This window comes from Nesterenkonia xinjiangensis (assembly GCF_013410745.1).
Lineage (GTDB): Bacteria > Actinomycetota > Actinomycetes > Actinomycetales > Micrococcaceae > Nesterenkonia > Nesterenkonia xinjiangensis.
The window spans coordinates 1,280,379-1,295,195 of the sequence record NZ_JACCFY010000001.1; the positions used below are offsets into that span (position 1 = coordinate 1,280,379).

The 14,817-nt window shown below is 70.2% G+C and carries 14 protein-coding genes; 6 read left to right on the forward strand and 8 right to left on the reverse strand.

From position 1 onward, the window contains the following. Positions 1-87: 87 nt before the first annotated feature. Together HNR09_RS05940 and HNR09_RS05945 are read left to right on the forward strand one after the other, a co-directional pair. On the forward strand, positions 88-897 hold the full coding sequence (locus tag HNR09_RS05940; RefSeq protein WP_179541205.1) for a nitrilase-related carbon-nitrogen hydrolase: 810 nt from the start codon (positions 88-90) through the stop codon (positions 895-897). Positions 898-993: 96 nt separating this feature from the next. Beyond that, the gene (locus tag HNR09_RS05945) at positions 994-1,560 is read left to right on the forward strand and encodes a small multi-drug export protein (protein WP_246348741.1); all 567 of its coding nucleotides are present in this window, start codon (positions 994-996) and stop codon (positions 1,558-1,560) included. A gap of 51 nt (positions 1,561-1,611) precedes the next feature. On the opposite strand, the gene HNR09_RS05950 is transcribed toward HNR09_RS05945, so the two are convergent. Together HNR09_RS05950 and HNR09_RS05955 are read right to left on the reverse strand one after the other, a co-directional pair. Next, the gene (locus tag HNR09_RS05950; protein WP_179541206.1) at positions 1,612-2,778 is read right to left on the reverse strand and encodes a hypothetical protein; all 1,167 of its coding nucleotides are present in this window, start codon (positions 2,776-2,778) and stop codon (positions 1,612-1,614) included. A gap of 128 nt (positions 2,779-2,906) precedes the next feature. Further along, positions 2,907-4,022 carry an LLM class flavin-dependent oxidoreductase gene (locus tag HNR09_RS05955; RefSeq protein ID WP_179541207.1) on the reverse strand — a complete coding sequence of 372 codons (1,116 nt, stop codon included), beginning with the start codon at positions 4,020-4,022 and terminating at the stop codon, positions 2,907-2,909. Between the two features lie 314 nt (positions 4,023-4,336). On the opposite strand from HNR09_RS05955, the gene HNR09_RS05960 reads away from it, so the two are divergent. After that, positions 4,337-5,818 carry a DEAD/DEAH box helicase gene (locus HNR09_RS05960; RefSeq protein ID WP_246348742.1) on the forward strand — a complete coding sequence of 494 codons (1,482 nt, stop codon included), beginning with the start codon at positions 4,337-4,339 and terminating at the stop codon, positions 5,816-5,818. 120 nt (positions 5,819-5,938) lie between these two features. Here HNR09_RS05960 and HNR09_RS05965 read toward each other — a convergent pair whose 3' ends face one another. Then, on the reverse strand, positions 5,939-6,823 hold the full coding sequence (locus HNR09_RS05965; RefSeq protein WP_179541209.1) for an ArgP/LysG family DNA-binding transcriptional regulator: 885 nt from the start codon (positions 6,821-6,823) through the stop codon (positions 5,939-5,941). A 96-nt stretch (positions 6,824-6,919) separates the two neighbouring features. Here HNR09_RS05965 and HNR09_RS05970 point away from each other — a divergent pair, with 96 nt between their 5' ends. Continuing rightward, positions 6,920-7,654: a LysE/ArgO family amino acid transporter gene (locus tag HNR09_RS05970; RefSeq protein WP_179541210.1), complete on the forward strand. Its 735-nt coding sequence runs from the start codon at positions 6,920-6,922 to the stop codon at positions 7,652-7,654. 34 nt (positions 7,655-7,688) lie between these two features. Here the strand turns inward: HNR09_RS05970 and HNR09_RS05975 are convergent, their stop codons facing one another. The 4 genes from HNR09_RS05975 to HNR09_RS05990 form a co-directional block, all read right to left on the reverse strand. Further along, positions 7,689-8,432 carry a DNA alkylation repair protein gene (locus HNR09_RS05975; protein WP_179541211.1) on the reverse strand — a complete coding sequence of 248 codons (744 nt, stop codon included), beginning with the start codon at positions 8,430-8,432 and terminating at the stop codon, positions 7,689-7,691. A 24-nt stretch (positions 8,433-8,456) separates the two neighbouring features. Then, positions 8,457-9,992 (reverse strand): phytoene desaturase family protein, encoded by a 1,536-nt coding sequence (locus HNR09_RS05980; RefSeq protein WP_179541212.1) that lies wholly within the window; start codon positions 9,990-9,992, stop codon positions 8,457-8,459. Between the two features lies 1 nt (position 9,993). Next, complete coding sequence (locus HNR09_RS05985) at positions 9,994-10,497, reverse strand: YbaK/EbsC family protein (RefSeq protein ID WP_179543042.1); 504 nt, start codon at positions 10,495-10,497, stop codon at positions 9,994-9,996. Between the two features lie 131 nt (positions 10,498-10,628). Beyond that, on the reverse strand, positions 10,629-11,879 hold the full coding sequence (locus HNR09_RS05990; RefSeq protein ID WP_343047460.1) for a Glu/Leu/Phe/Val family dehydrogenase: 1,251 nt from the start codon (positions 11,877-11,879) through the stop codon (positions 10,629-10,631). Between the two features lie 264 nt (positions 11,880-12,143). Here HNR09_RS05990 and HNR09_RS05995 point away from each other — a divergent pair, with 264 nt between their 5' ends. After that, complete coding sequence (locus HNR09_RS05995) at positions 12,144-13,067, forward strand: LysR family transcriptional regulator (RefSeq protein ID WP_179541213.1); 924 nt, start codon at positions 12,144-12,146, stop codon at positions 13,065-13,067. Positions 13,068-13,077: 10 nt separating this feature from the next. After that, entirely contained in the window at positions 13,078-13,326 is a 249-nt protein-coding gene (locus HNR09_RS06000) for a hypothetical protein (protein WP_179541214.1), read from the forward strand. 17 nt (positions 13,327-13,343) lie between these two features. On the opposite strand, the gene HNR09_RS06005 is transcribed toward HNR09_RS06000, so the two are convergent. Continuing rightward, positions 13,344-14,765 carry a hypothetical protein gene (locus HNR09_RS06005; RefSeq protein WP_179541215.1) on the reverse strand — a complete coding sequence of 474 codons (1,422 nt, stop codon included), beginning with the start codon at positions 14,763-14,765 and terminating at the stop codon, positions 13,344-13,346. Positions 14,766-14,817 lie beyond the last annotated feature (52 nt).

Genomic DNA, 14,817 nt, shown 5'->3' on the forward strand with positions numbered 1-14,817 from the left:
GACGGTGTGTCAAGGACCACACTTCGGTCCGGTCAGCGTCTCACCGGGCGCCTCACAGCGCGGCCCGGACCCTGGCAGACTGGGGAGATGCGCATCGCCCTGCTGCAGGACACTGCCGTCCCGCTCGACATCAACCACAACATCTCGCTGATCGCGCGCGCTGCCGAGCGCGCCCGCTCCGCCGGCGCCGAGCTGCTGGTGACCCCGGAGCTCTTCGCCACCGGCTACGCCCCGGCCATGATCCGCGAGCACGTCAGCAGCGAGACCGTGATCTCCGCTCGCGAGCGCCTCGCCGACATCGCGCGACAATCGCAGATCGCCCTGGTGCACAGCCTGCCCGGTGACGGCCCGGCCGACGCCCGTCCGATCCAGGGCACCCTGATCTCCGCGTCGGGTGAGACCCTTTCCGCCCACACCAAGGTCCATCTCTTCGGACCTGAGGAGAAGGCCTCCTTCATCCCCGGGCAGGACGCACCCCCGGTGGTGGAGTTCGGCGGCCTGACCCTGGGCCTGCTGGTCTGCTACGACGTCGAGTTCCCGGAGATGGTGCGCGAGGTCGCCCGCCGCGGCGCCGACGTCGTGCTCGTGCCCACAGCACTGGCTGGCGGCTTCACCGGAGTGACCAGCACCTTGATCCCCGCCCGCGCCCTGGAGAACCAGCTGACGGTCGCCTATTCGAACCACTCCGGGGAGGAGGCCGGGCTGGTCTTCGACGGCGCCAGCGTGGTCGCCGGACCCGACGGCGCGGTGCTCGCCTCCGCGGGCGCCGGCCCGGAGCTGGTCCTCGCCGAGGCGGGGCCCGCGGAGGGCGGACGCGCTCCGGAGGAGTCCCCCGACGGACCTTGGTACCTGCAGGACCGCCGGCCTGGGCTCTATCGCCGCTGGGCCGACGCCTGAGCCTGGCCTCCAGACCCTCGACAGCCGACAGAATCATCCCGGGGATACGCCTCCGGGATGATGAACTGCGCCTCAGGGTCCACCAGGATGAGCACCATGGAGACCATCACCCTTCTTGAACTGGCCCACCACGGCACCTTCGCGAACGCCGCCGTGCCGATGATGCCCGAGGACAGCTTCTACGGCCGCCTCCACACCTGGACGGAGACCCTGCACCCGACCTGGCAGTGGCTCGGGCTGATCCTCATCTCGGCGATTCCCTTCGTGGAGTCCTACGGGGGCGGTTTCCTCGGCGTGCTCGCCGGAGTGCACCCGGCCGTGGCGATCAGCGCCGCCGTCATCGGGAACATGATCTCTCTGGTCCTGGTGGTCTACCTGGCGCACTGGATCCGCGGCTCGGTGCTCAAGCGGCGGAACCCTGAGGCCGTGGATCCGCGCAAGAGCGCCAAGCGGGAACGCGTGATCCGCATCTTCGACAAGTTCGGGGTGCCGGGCGTCTCGATTCTGGGCCCCCTGGCCCTGCCCTCACAGATCACCGCACCCCTGATGGTGTCGGTCGGAGCCTCTCGGAACGCAGTGATGGGCTGGATGCTGGTCTCAGTGGTCCTCTGGGGCGCTGGCTTCGGCCTGCTCGGACTGGGCTTCCTGCAGCTCCTGGCCTGAGCCCCTCGCCTGAGCCCGGAGGGCCGGCACGGCACCCGGCCCCGTGGCGCGTCAGCGCTGCTCCTCGTCCCGCGGGTACCGCTGCCGCTCACGAGTGCCCTGCGTCAGGTTCCGCAGATCGGAGTCATCGTCGAAGTTGGACCCGATCGCCCCGGCGAACGTTCCCAGGGAGGCTGCCAGCCAGGCGATGTCGCGGTAGTTGGAGAAGGCAGGCTCGACCTCCAGGCTCTCCGCCATGTACCCCGGCTCGATCAGCACCAGCGATATGACCAGCACCCCGAGGTAGAGCACGACGTACAGCGAGATCACGCTGACCAGCAGGCTGATCACTGTGGAGGCGTTGTACACCACAGCCAGCCTCTTGCCGCCGACCGAGGCGGGGTGGTCCCAGAGCCGGTTCCGCAGCATCAGCCACATCGTCAGGAACAGGATGCCGGACACCGTGATGATCGCCAGCCGCCAGCCCGGCAGATGGATAGCCATGTCCCAGATGGAGTCGTAGAAGATGCCGAAGGCACCGGTGGCACAGCCGGCGGCGAACACGCCGGAGAGCCGGGGCAGGGAGAGGAGCGGCTCATTATTGGCCACCATGCCCAGGGCCATCCAGGTCCGTCCGGGGAACGGCCTTCCCGGCGCGATGTAGACCGTTCTGGTGTCCTCCTGAGTCTCCACGCGGGCGAGCGGGCAGCCGTGTGCCCGCGCCTCGTCCAGGGACTCATACATCAGCGCGTCCACGGCGCGGCTGACCTCACGGCGCAACCCTCGCATCACCGCCACCGGACCCAGCGCGGCCACGGAGATCACCGCCAGATGGGACTCGAAGTCCATCTCCATGGCCTTCGCGCGGCTGCCGTTCACCCGCGGGATCTCCGTGACCACCACCGTGATGTCACTGCCGTCCTCACGCGCCCAACGTTGAATCTCCTCGAGGTCCAGAATGCCGTCCTCCTGCAGCGGCAGCAGGATCTGCTGGTGGGTGACCTCGCTGTTCTCTCGCCAGCTGGGGTCGTCCTCGAGCAGCTTTCTCACCAGCAGCGAGGCCCGGCCCGGATCGGAGTAGATCGCGACGGTCCGCTCGACCCGCCGCTCGCCGGTGGGCGCGCCGTCGTCGGGTTCGGGCCGGTATTCCTCGCTCTGCCCCTGGTTCTCAGTGTCCGGCTCGTCCTGCTGGCCCTCAGTGCCGCGCTCCGAGACACCCTTTGGCGTCCGCTCTGACATGTCCACCTCCTGATGGAGACCCGCCTGATGGTCCACCCCACGAGCCTAGCCAGAGGTCCGGCGAATGTCGCGCCCTCCCCGCACCGACCAGAGAGATCTCCGGAGGACGGCCGGCAGCGACCAGGGCCTCACTCCCCCAGCGCCTCCAGCACCAGGGGCCTGACCCTGGTTCCGTAGAGCTCCACGGCCTGCATCATGTGCTCATGGGAGAGAGAGCCGTTGCCGTACTTCATACCGAATCGCGAAGCACCCAGGAGCTTCTGCGTGGTGATGATCTTCTCCGCCACGGTCTCCGGGGAGCCCACGTAGAGCGAGCCGTGGGCGACCTCCTGTTCGAACTGGTCCCGCCCTGGCCGCCCGGTCCCCCAGCCGCGCTCGGCACCGATGGTCGCCATCGAGTCTGCCCAGGAAGGGTAGAAGATCTCGCGGGCCTGCTCGTCGGTCTCGGCCACGAAGCCGTGGGAGTGCACCGCGATCCGCCGGGCGCCGTCGTGCCCGAACTCGCGCAGCGCCCGGTGGTAGAGCTCCACCAGCGGGGCGAAGCGACCCGGGGCGCCGCCGATGATCGCCAGCTCGAGGCCGACGCCGAGCCTCGCTGCCCGCACCACCGACCCCGGGGTCCCACCGACGGCGATCCAGGTGGGTAGGCCGAACTCATGCTCGGTGGTGGGGAAGATCCGCTGGGACGTCAGCCCGGCCCGTGTGGTCCCGCTCCAGGTGACCGCCTTCTCCTGGCGCAGTTCGGTGAACAGCTCGGCCTTCTCGTCGAAGAGCTTCTCGTAGTCGGAGAGGTCGTAGCCGAAGAGCGGGTAGGACTCGATGAACGAGCCGCGGCCCAGCGAGACCTCTGCGCGGCCTCCGGTGAGACCGTCGATGGTGGCGAATCGCTGGTAGACGCGGACCGGATCGTCGGAGGAGAGCACGGTCACCGCGGAGATGAGCTTCATCCGTTCCGTGGTGGAGCCGATGGCGGAGAGCACGACGTCGGGGGCTGAGATCGCGTAGTCAGGTCGGTGATGCTCCCCGATCCCGAAGACGTCGACGCCGACCCGGTCGGCCAGCTGCGCCTCGGCGAGGACATGGCGCAAGACCTCCGGATGGGAGAGCCGACGGTCGCCGTCGGGGGTCGAGGTGACGTCGCCGAAGGTGTGCAGGCCCAGCTCGAACTGCGGGCTGTGGCGCTCGGTGCTGATGGCGGAGCGCTCGGCGCTGGGGCCTGCGCTGGTACTGGGGCTGAGACTCATGTCGGGGTCAACCGCAGAGGCCGCCGCACCATTCCTTGAAATTTGAAATTCATGATCGACGGATGCCCTGATCCCCGGAATCGTCGATGTGCCCGCCGACCAGGTATAGTGGGAGACCTTGCGAACTCTTCATGGGTTCCCTGCGTCGCCAGGACGCCTCGCCCTCTGGAGCCGAACCGGCCCACGGCCCTGATGCCTCTCTCACGGCGACCGAGAGCACCGACCGGTGCTCCCGCCACTCAGCCAGTCCTGGCACTCGACGCCCCCGTGGCCCCGAGCCGCCCCCTGGCGCCATGAAAGGCCCTGTCACAGCTTTGTCACACACCACCTTCACCGAACTCGGCGTGCCCGCACCCATCGTCAAGACGCTGGCCGCGGACGGCAAGTTCACCGCTTTCCCGATCCAGCAGGACACTCTGCCCGACACGCTGACCGGCCGCGACGTGCTCGGTCGCGGCAAGACCGGCTCCGGCAAGACGCTGGCCTTCGCCATTCCGATGATCGCCCGTCTCGGAGAGTCCGACGGCGCCCGCCGCCGTGCTCGCCGACCCCGCGGGCTGGTGCTGGCTCCCACCCGTGAGCTGGCCACCCAGATCGACGCGGTCCTGCAGCCGCTGGCCGCCGCCTATGGCATGCGCACCACCACCATCTACGGCGGCATCAGCCAGAAGCGCCAGGTCGACGCGCTCAACGGCGGCGTGGACATCGTCGTCGCCTGCCCCGGACGCCTGGAGGACCTGCTGCAGCAGCAGGCGCTCAGCCTGGACGCCGTGGAGGTCACCGTCCTGGACGAGGCCGACCACATGGCCGACCTCGGCTTCCTGCCGGGCGTGACCCGGATCCTGAAGAAGACTCCGGAGCACGGCCAGCGGATGTTCTTCTCCGCCACGCTGGACAACGGCGTGGACAAGCTGGTGCGCCAGTTCCTCCACAACGAGATCCTGCACTCGGTGGACGACCCCACCTCGCACGTCTCGGCGATGACCCACCACGTCTTCGAGGTGGACCCGGACGACAAGAAGACCCTGGTCCAGCAGCTGGCCTCCGGCACCGGCCGACGGATCCTGTTCACCCGCACCAAGCACCAGGCGAAGAAGCTCGCCAAGCAGCTCACCTCGCAGGGCGTCCCCGCCGTGGACCTGCACGGCAACCTGTCGCAGAACCAGCGGGACCGCAACCTGGCCTCCTTCGGGCAGGGCGGGGTGCGCGTGCTGGTGGCCACCGACGTCGCCGCCCGCGGCGTCCACGTGGACGGCATCGAGCTGGTGGTGCACGTGGACCCGCCTGCTGAGCACAAGGCCTACCTGCACCGCTCCGGCCGCACGGCCCGCGCCGGCAGCGCCGGTGACGTGGTCACTGTGATGCTGCCTGAGCAGCGCCGGGACACGCAGACCCTGCTGAAGAAGGCCGCCATCAAGGTCACTCCGCAGGCGGTCTCCCCGAACTCGGAGGCCGTGTCTGCGCTGGTGGGCGAGGTGGCCGAGCACGTCGAGCCACAGGCCCACCCGCAGGGCGGCGGCCAGCAGCCCTCTCGCCGCGGCGGCGGTTCGAACAACGCAGGGCGCGGTCGTGGCCGATCCGGCGGCGGCTCCGGCCGCGGCCCCGCACGGGGTGGCCGGCGCGACGGCGGAACCCGCGGCGGCGACGCCGACTCGCGCGGCAGCCGCGGGCAGGGCTCGACCCGCCGCAGCGCAGCACCGCAGCGCTCGGAGTCGGGCCCCGCGTCCCGTCCCGCCGCTGCTCGCCGCGGTCCGCGCCGGGCCAGCGCCCCGGCCGGCACTCCCGGCTCGCGCTGACCCCTCCCCTCCCGCGACCAGCTCGCGGACATCGGCTCCGGAGTGCGGGCCCTTGTGACGGCGATTCCTGCCGCCATCAGAGCCCACACTCCGGAGCCGATCTGTTCCTGGGCCGGCCTCTCACCTCATCCGGGTGGCCGCACGACGCACCGCATCAGTGAGGCGGTCCAGCGCAGGGGTCCCGGTGGTCCAGCGCTGCCAGTGCAGATGCGCCTCCGTGGGTCCGATCTCCTCCACCAGCGTCAGATCCGGGTGCTCACCCTCCATCAGCCCCTCAGGCATCATCCCCTCGGGGATCATCCCCCAGCCCAGCCCGTGCGCCACCGCGGCGTTGTAGGCCTCCACCGAGGGGATCAGATGCGTCACCCGCGGGGCGGTGACCCCGAGCCGGCGCAGCCCGGTGCGCTGCAGGGAGTCCCGGATGCTGTAGTCCACCTGCGGCACACGCTCCCACGTGATGGCGCCGTCGGCGTCCCGGTGGCGGTCCAGCAGCTCCGAGCTCGCCACCGGCCAGTAGCGCATGGTCCCCAGCGCGGTGGCCCGACATCCGGACACCGGAGCCGGGGTCTCGGCCACGGCGGCCGCCACCGTCCCGTTGCGGAGCAGCTCATGGGAGTGTTCCTGATCTTCAGCGTGCAGGTGCAGTTCGACGTCGTCCCAGGTCGCGGCCTCCTGCAGCACACGTTGGAACCAGGTGAACAGCGAGTCGGCGTTCACCGCGACCGAGAGCGTCACCACCTCGGAGGCCCCCCCGCGGAAGCCCAGGCTGCGCCGCGCCTCGTCCTCGAGCAGCATCATCTGTCGGGCGGTGCGCAGCAGCGCGGACCCAGCCTCAGTGGGCTGCACCGGGATGGTGCGGGTCAGCAGCACCTGGCCCACCTCCTTCTCGAGAGCCTTGATCCGCTGGGAGAAGGCCGAGCCGGAGATCCCCAGCAGCGCGGAGGCGGCTTCGAAAGTTCCCTCATCGACGGCCAGCACGAAGGCCCGGAGGTGATCGGTGTTCATGGGATTCGATGATACGCCTCACATCTGAAGCAGATCTTCAGATGATGAAGGATTCTGCGCTGGTGCGGACGCCGATCTCCCGGGAGCATGGAAGCCATGACCGTGCTGCTGACTGGATTCCTCACCTGCCTCGCCCTCATCGTCGCGATCGGCCCGCAGAGCGCCTGGCTCCTGCGCCAGGGGCTGCTGCGCGATCGCGTGGGCCTGGCGGTGCTGTGCTGCGTGGTCGGCGACCTGCTGCTGATCGGGCTGGGCACCGCAGGGGTCGGCGCGGTCCTGGAGCACGCACCCTGGCTGCTCCAAGTGCTGCGCTGGGCCGGTGTCGCCTATCTGCTGTGGTTCGCCTGGCGGTCCTTCGCCTCCGCGGCCAAGGTCCGTACGGGCCTGGACGTCGAGGACGACCCCTCCACCGCCCCCGAGTCCGTCCAGGGTGCCGGGGAGCACGACGACGACACCCTCCCCTCCGGCGAGCCAGGGACCACCACCGCCACTCTGCCGCGCGTGCAGACCCGGCCGAGCACTTACCGGTCCCGGACGCTGAGCACCGTGGGCGCCGTCGTCGGGACGGGGCTGACGGTCAGCGTGCTGAACCCGCACGCCTGGGTGGACACCATGGTGGTGCTGGGCACCATGGCGAACTCCTTCGGCGCGGAGAAGTGGTTCTTCGCCGCCGGCGCGCTGGGCGCCTCCTGCCTGTGGTTCGCCCTGCTGGGCTACGGCGGCTCAGCGCTGGCCGGGCTGCTGAACCGGCCCCGCACCTGGCAGGTCATCGACGCCGGCGTCGGCGTGACCATGCTGGTGGTGGCGGGCCTGCTGGCCTTCGGCGGCTGAGCATCGATGCCACCACACCGCCCCCTGTCGCGACTCACCGGCGTCGAGGCGGCACGAACTCTTCCCGCACAGGCTGCGGGAGCCGCGCCACGGCGTACCGGACGGTGACCCGCTGGAGCCGCTCCCCATGCTCCCGCAGGAACGCCACGAGTCTCTCCTGGTCGATCTTTCCCACCTCACGCAGGGCGGTGCCGACCGGTTGAGAGACTCTCTCCGAGGTCTCCCCGGCAAGGCGCGCGGCCAGGTGCAACGCATCATCGAGCTCCCCTTGGCGGACCATCCAGAAGGTCGCGGTGACGGCGGTGCGGCGGCGCATGGGGTCAGCCGAATCAGCCAGCTCCTCGAGCAGCTTCCGGCGGGCCTCAGGGCCCAGCCCTTCCATCAGATACCGGCCGACGACGCGCGGGGCCGCGCGGTCCACCAGGTCCCATACGCTGAGCTGGTCATGGTGATCGAGGTAGAGGTCGGCGAGCTCCTCCCGCTGTCCCTGGTCGAGCCTGCGGCGGGCCCGGAAGTCCAGGATGCTCACCCCGACCATCCGCCGCTCGTAGTCCGGGCAGCGGAGCAGCTCGGGGACGAGGCCACGAGGTGACTCCAGGCGTTTCTCCCACCTGGCGGCCAGGTCGAAGACCTCACGCATCCGTACCCCGAGGGCCTCTAGGCCCTCCGGCAGGCGGCGGCGGATCCTGATCCGCTCGGCCTCATCGGCGCCGGCACACAGCTCGGAGAGGATCTGCGCGGCCTGATCCGCCGCTGCTCCCCTACCGTCCTCCGGCATGGCCCTTCCTTCCCTCCTGGTGCCTCATCCGAGTGCGCGCAGCACCGCCTGGGCGGCATTGTGTCCGTTCATCCCGTGCGCCCCTCCGCCGGGCGGAGTGGAGGAGGAGCACAGCCAGATCCCTTCGGTCCCGGTGCGGTAGGGCTGCAGGGAGAGTGCCGGCCGAGCCACGAACTGGCGCACCGTGGGCATCCCGCCGCTGATCGTCCCACCCACCAGGTTCGCGTTCATCGACTCGAGATCCTGCGGGGTCCACGCCTGGCGGGCGAGCACGGCCTCCCGGAACCCGGGAGCGTTTACGGCGATCTCCGCGTCGATCAGCTCAGCCGCCCGCTGCGCGGCGGGACCCTCGAGCCCATGAGGCACGTGCGCGTAGGCCCAGACGACGCTCTGCCCGGCCGGAGCACGGGAGTCATCGGCGGCGCTGGGCTGGGTGAGCAGCACATAGGGTCGCCCGGAGAGCACTCCGCGGGCGGCTGCGGCCTCGGAGGCACTGATCTGTGCATGCGAACCGCCCAGGTGGACGGTGCCGGCACGCGCGGTGTCCGGATGGGCCCAGGGGATGGTTCCGTCGATCAGGTAGTCGACCTTCACGATCGCGGGCCCATAGGTCCAGCGCCGCAGCGCGTGCCGGTAGCGCGAAGGCAGCTCGAGCCCGTCGAGCCGGAGAAGCTGGGTCGGGGTCAGATCGCACAGCACGACATCGACAGCCTCCTCCGCGACGACGGCACGCCCGCCGCCGGGCCCCCGCCGGCGCCCGCTGATCAGGTGAGTGCGCCGGAGCCGGCCCGGGGCACGCCGCACACCCGTGACCTCGAAGCCGGTCTCGATCCGGCCCCCGTGGTGCTCCAGCTCCCCGGTCAGCGCATCGACGATCGCCTGGGAGCCGCCGCGCGCCACGGGCCAGCCGGTGGCATGGCCGGCCGCGCCGAAGAGCACCCCGAAGGCCGCGGTCAGCGGATGGGAGAACGGCACTGTGGAATGGGCAGCCATGCCGGCGAACAGGGCCCGGGCCCGGGGGGTGCGGAAGAGGCGGGCGGCGACGTCGGCCGGCCAAGCTCCGCGCAGACCCAGCCGAGCCAGCGCCGCCCCACGAGCCACCACGGAGTCCTCGCTCCGGTGCCCGAAGGTCCGCAGCGGCGGCGCCATGGCCGCCCGACGGACCTCCTCCCAGTGGGCGACGACCGGGCCGATGAGGCGGCGCCAGGCGTCGTGATCGACCCCCAGCTCAGCGGCGGTCTGCTCCAGGGAGGAGTGCAGTAGGGCAGGAGGCTCGTCGTCGAGGGTATGGGCGGCAGGGATCTCCGGATGCGCCCAGCTCAGGCCGCGCTCGGCCAGACGCAGATCCTCGAAGGCCGGGGAGCCGACGCCGAAGGGGTGCACGCTGGCGCCGAGGTCACTGATGACGCCGTCGCCGAGGACCTCGGCCGAGCGCAGAGCTCCGCCAGGGGCGTCGGCCGTCTCGTAGACCGTGACCTCCCATCCCGCGCGCGCCAGCACGCAAGCGGCGGTGAGCCCGTTCGGCCCGGAGCCGACGACGGCGGCACGATGGCCGGCCATCTCAGGCGCCCTCCCCGGATTCAGCGTCGGCCGCCTCCGGCTCCACCGGGCTGGAGGTGCCGCCCGTCAGGCGCACGAGCTCGGCGAAACTGGTGCGGAAGACCGTCCTCGGGTGGCCTGCCGCCGCCCAGACCTCATCATGGGCGGCCAGTGCCGTGTCCACGTAGGTGCGCACCGGGGAAGGGTGCCCGACCGGGGCGACCCCGCCGATGGTCTGCCCCGTCGCCTGCTTGACCACATCCTTGGAGGCACGGCCGATGGTCCCTCCCAGCTGCGCACCCAGCCAGGCGGTGTCCACCCGGTGCGCCCCAGAGGTGAGCACCAGGACGGGAGCGTCGTCGAGCAGGAAGATCAGGGAGTTGGCGATCTGTCCGACCCCGATGCCCAGGGCCTCCGCGGCGGACTGCGCGGTGGTGGCCGCGCCGTCGAGCCAGCGAACCTCAGGCTCGATGCCGAGCCGCCGCAGCTCGACGGCCACCTTCTCCACCGCAGGATGGGAAGGCATCGTCGCAGCGGTGGCCGTCACGCCGTGTGGGGAGGTGTCTGCCATGTTCCCAGCGTAGTCGGGGCCTCGGACGGATACGACCACCCGTTCTCAGCCGCGGCCTCGCCGAGGGCACCCGCCTCCCGCCGGAGTCACGGGATCACCGCGTCCGGACGGTTCTCCATCGCAGCGCGGTTCACCGAGGCGATGCTCCAGGCGGTCTCGCGCGGGGAGACGCCCACCCGGTCGGCTTCAGCCAGCAGCCGTGCCACCTTCGCGCGCATCTCCAGGTGAAGCCGCTCGAACGAGTCCCGTGGATCGGTGCCGACCTCGCCGAAGAGCATCCACCAGGCCCAGGCCGCGGCGCCGGTGTTGGCCACCACGTCGGGAATCACCATCACTCCGCGCCGGGCGAGCAGCTCCTCGGCCTCCCTGGTCACTCCCGTGTTCGCAGCCTCCACGATCACCGAGGCGACCACATCTCCGGCGTTCTCCGGGCGGATCGCATAGGAGATGGCCGCCGGGACCAGGATGTCGGCGTCTGCCGCCAACACTGCATCCCGTGGCAGCAGGGTCACATGCGCGGGGACCCCTTCCCGATCGATCACGCCGTAGTCGTCCCTCAGGTCCAGCAGGGCGGGCACATCGAGGCCGGCCGGGTCGTACAGGGTGCCGCTGACATCCGCCATGGCCACGACTCGGGCTCCTGCCGCGTGGAGATAGTAAGCGGCCGCTCCACCCATCGTCCCCACGCCCTGCACCGCCACATCGGTCGCCCCACGGCTCCAGCCGCGGTGCTGCACGACGCCCAGGCATGCCTCGGCCACACCGTAGCCGCCGATGACGTCGCTCAGGACGCAGCCGTCCTCGGTGCGGATCTCCAGGCCCGCACGCACTCGCTCCAGAGTGGCGCCCGGGTCGATGGAACGCTGGATCGCGGCATGGAAGCTCTGTCCCAGGCCGGCGGCGGCGAAGGCCTCATCGATGCGCTGCTGGGTCACGCCCAGGTCCTCCGCGGTGACCCAGTGAGCGTCGAGCCACGGCTTCATCTCCGTGAAGAAGCGGCCCAGCACGCCGGGCGCACGGGGATCCGTGGGATCGAAGTCGATGCCACCTTTGGCTCCTCCCACCGGGAGGCCGAAGACCGCCGTCTTCGCGGCCATTCCGCGGGCCAGATCCTCCACTTCGCCCAGTGTGCAGCCCTGGCGCATCCGGGTGCCTCCGGTGGCCAGGCCGGCCGTCAGCGAATGGACCACCAGGTAGCCCTCGGCCCCCGTCTCGGGGTCCGTCCAGAGCACCCGCCGGTAGGGCTCGGCATCCCGTGGCGCTCGGCCGATGCCGCGGTCGAGGACTGGGTTGCCATCATCTGCGGGGTTCTGCCACCGCGTATCGAGAGTCGTCACCACGATCACCTCCAGGTCAGCCGATGAGATCCACTGGGTCGGGCTCCGCCGCTGGAGCGGTCCTGCACCCGTTCTCTCACTCTGAGGCGTGGCCGATGCCCCCGTCCATACCCTTCACGTGCGGGTTCATGCACAGGACCGTTCAGTTCTCCTGCACTGCCGCCCTCGACCGCGTGCCCTCACCTCAGCGGTGTCGAGAATCGGTGTCGAGAGTCGGTGTGCAGAAAGGCCTCATGACGACCCTGTGCCGGTACTCTGATCCCCATGGAACTGTCTCTGCGTCGACTGCGGATGCTGCGTGAGCTGCATCGGCGGGGGACGGTCACGGGAGTGGCGGCCAGCCTGCACTACAGCCCTTCAGCGGTCTCCCAGCAGCTGGCGCAGCTGGAGCGTGAAGTGGGTGCCTCGTTGTTCGAACGGCTGGGGCGCCGGATTCGGCTCACCGAGCTGGGGGTGCTGCTCACAGAGCATGCTGACGAGATCCTCGGGGCGGTCGAACGCGCCGAGATGGCTCTCGAACGCGCGCAGGACGGCGTCGTCTCGCGCCTGAAGGCAGGGGTGTGGGCATCGGTCGCCTCAGGTCTCCTCCCGATGGCGTTGACCCGTCTGGCGCAGGAGCATCCCGGCATCGAGGTGCGCACCACCGAATTGGCACCGGAGGACACGGCGAACGCGGTGCTCGACGGCGCCCTCGACTTCTCCTTCGTGATCGAGTACTCCGACTATGCGATTCCGTGGGACCCGGCGCTCGCCCGAGAGGTGATCGCCGTGGAGCGCCTCCACGCCGCCGTGGCGGCAGGCACCTGCCCCGAGTCCCCGGTCTCCCTCGCCGCCTTCGCGGAGCAGCCCTGGGTGCTGGCGGGTCCGACGTCGCATTTCGGGCGGGCGATCCGCCTCGCCTGCCGTCGGCACGGCTTCGAGCCCAGGATCGTGCACCAGGTCGAGGAGCAGGCGACGGCGCTGGCCATGGTGAACGGAGGGCTCGGCGTCACACTGGCCTCAGACCTGGTGCTCAACACCGTCCCCGAGGGTGTCGAGGTGATCCCGCTGACCGAACCGGTGCTCCGGACCGTCTCCATCGCCCACCGCAGCGCCCACCCCACTCGGCGGCCGCTGGAACTGGTGATCGACGCCGTCAGGGCGGCCGCGGCTGAACGCGGCCTCGCCGCGGGGTCCGCGCTTCCGTAGAGTCGCCCCCATGAGCTCACCGGAGAACCAGACGTCCCCGCGATCGACCGGATCACGCCTTCCGGTGATCGCCTCGCTGATCGCCCTGGGAACCGTGTTCTGGATGCCTCACTTCGCTCTCACCGTGGCACTGGGCACTCTGCTGATCTGCGGGCTCAGCTGGAAGGACGGCTCCCGCCAGCTGCTCGTCGGGTCCCTCATCGCCAGTGGTCTGGCGCTCCTGATCGCCACGGCCCGCTTCAGCGGACTGCTCCCCTGACTGAGCCCTCCCCTGACTCAGCCCTCCCCGGACCATTCCTCCTCCTGCCAGTCGTCGCCGGACCAAGGCTCGGCCTCCGCGCGGCCCCGCCGGCGCGATTCCTGCTCTGCGGCCGCCTGGCTGTACACCTGAGCGACGACGGCGGCGATGTTGCGGATGAACACGATCAGCCAGGCGAACAGGATCGCGGCACCGATGAGCTCCAGGGAGGTCAGGTTGTAGTAGCCGATGGGCCGCCACAGGCTCGCCGCGAAGATCAGAACCCCGGCGGAGAGCATGCTGAGCAGGAAGAACGCCCGTGGGAACCCAGGGAGCCAGTACGGCATCCCCACCAGCAGCATCAGGAAGAACAGCCCGAACAGCGCGGTGAACGTCGCATGGATCTCGTTGTGCAGGTTCACTGGGACCAGCCCGACGCCGACCAGCGAGACGCCCATGCCGATCATTCCCGTGCGCACCACCCCGATGCGTGGTGAGCGGAAATGTCGTCTGACCGCATGCCGCAGCGGCATGGTCCTGGGCACCCGGCCCTGGGCGGCACGGCGCAGGTCACGTTCGGACCGGAGCCGTCGGAGGTGCCGACGGCGCACGTGCTCGGCCCAGATCTGCAGATCCCGGGTGATGAAGGCAGTCAGCGTGGTGATGATCAGTCCGGAGACCACCAGCGTGGTGTTGAAGGTCCAGAAGGAGGTCAGTCCGGCCTGCCCGGTCCCCAGCTCGGAGAACATCACGTGCCACCAGAACGGGTTCTCCGCGAAGAGCATCGAGACCAGCACTCCGGAGGCCATGAAGACTCCCAGAAGGGTGGACAGCGAGAACGCGTTGATCCGCGCTCCCGAGTTGAAGCTGAAGTAGGCGGCCACCGCCCCGCCTATCGCCAGCAGCACGGAGCCGGCGATGTAGTCCACGGTCAGACCGACGAAGGCCTCCTGGAAGACCCGGAAGATCCCCAGCGCCCCCATCACCGCGATGGAGGAGTGCACCACCAGCAGCGCCACCGTGTCCATCAGCTGCCGGATCCGAGGCCTCTCCCCCAGCCAGATGTTCGCCATCCGCGTGTTCAGCGAGAAGCCCAGCAGGAACGCCAGCCCGGCGGTCACTCCGCCGACGATCGCGCCGAAGAACTGGATGGATCCGTCCCCGGCCAGCGCCGGCCGCTCCCCGGGAAACACCACCAGACCGAAAACCAGCCCCAGGGCACCGCCGAGGATCGCGCTCCAGATCGCCCGCGATTCGATGAGGACCTGCAGCCGGGCCTGCGACTCGAGCTGCTCAGGCGTCGTGATGGCCGGGTGGGCGGCCTCCTCGGAGGCGGCGAAGGCGGCCAGTCGTCGAGCCGCCCCATGGGTGGGGGTGATGTCGGTGACGTCAGGGGCCTTCCCGCGGACGCCGACGCCGTCGTCGTCCAGGCTCACCTGCCACCTGCGTGACCCTGCCATGTTCGCCTCGACCCTCCCGACCTTCTCGACCTTCTCGACGCATGTGCTGTGC

Coding starts and splice junctions, on each gene's coding strand:
- HNR09_RS05940 (WP_179541205.1), top strand. CDS start 88: ATGCGCATCGCCCTGCTGCAGGACACTGCCGTCCCGCTCGACATCAAC.
- HNR09_RS05945 (WP_246348741.1), top strand. CDS start 994: ATGGAGACCATCACCCTTCTTGAACTGGCCCACCACGGCACCTTCGCG.
- HNR09_RS05950 (WP_179541206.1), bottom strand. CDS start 2,778: ATGTCAGAGCGGACGCCAAAGGGTGTCTCGGAGCGCGGCACTGAGGGC.
- HNR09_RS05955 (WP_179541207.1), bottom strand. CDS start 4,022: ATGAGTCTCAGCCCCAGTACCAGCGCAGGCCCCAGCGCCGAGCGCTCC.
- HNR09_RS05965 (WP_179541209.1), bottom strand. CDS start 6,823: ATGAACACCGATCACCTCCGGGCCTTCGTGCTGGCCGTCGATGAGGGA.
- HNR09_RS05970 (WP_179541210.1), top strand. CDS start 6,920: ATGACCGTGCTGCTGACTGGATTCCTCACCTGCCTCGCCCTCATCGTC.
- HNR09_RS05975 (WP_179541211.1), bottom strand. CDS start 8,432: ATGCCGGAGGACGGTAGGGGAGCAGCGGCGGATCAGGCCGCGCAGATC.
- HNR09_RS05980 (WP_179541212.1), bottom strand. CDS start 9,992: ATGGCCGGCCATCGTGCCGCCGTCGTCGGCTCCGGGCCGAACGGGCTC.
- HNR09_RS05985 (WP_179543042.1), bottom strand. CDS start 10,497: ATGCCTTCCCATCCTGCGGTGGAGAAGGTGGCCGTCGAGCTGCGGCGG.
- HNR09_RS05995 (WP_179541213.1), top strand. CDS start 12,144: ATGGAACTGTCTCTGCGTCGACTGCGGATGCTGCGTGAGCTGCATCGG.
- HNR09_RS06000 (WP_179541214.1), top strand. CDS start 13,078: ATGAGCTCACCGGAGAACCAGACGTCCCCGCGATCGACCGGATCACGC.
- HNR09_RS06005 (WP_179541215.1), bottom strand. CDS start 14,765: ATGGCAGGGTCACGCAGGTGGCAGGTGAGCCTGGACGACGACGGCGTC.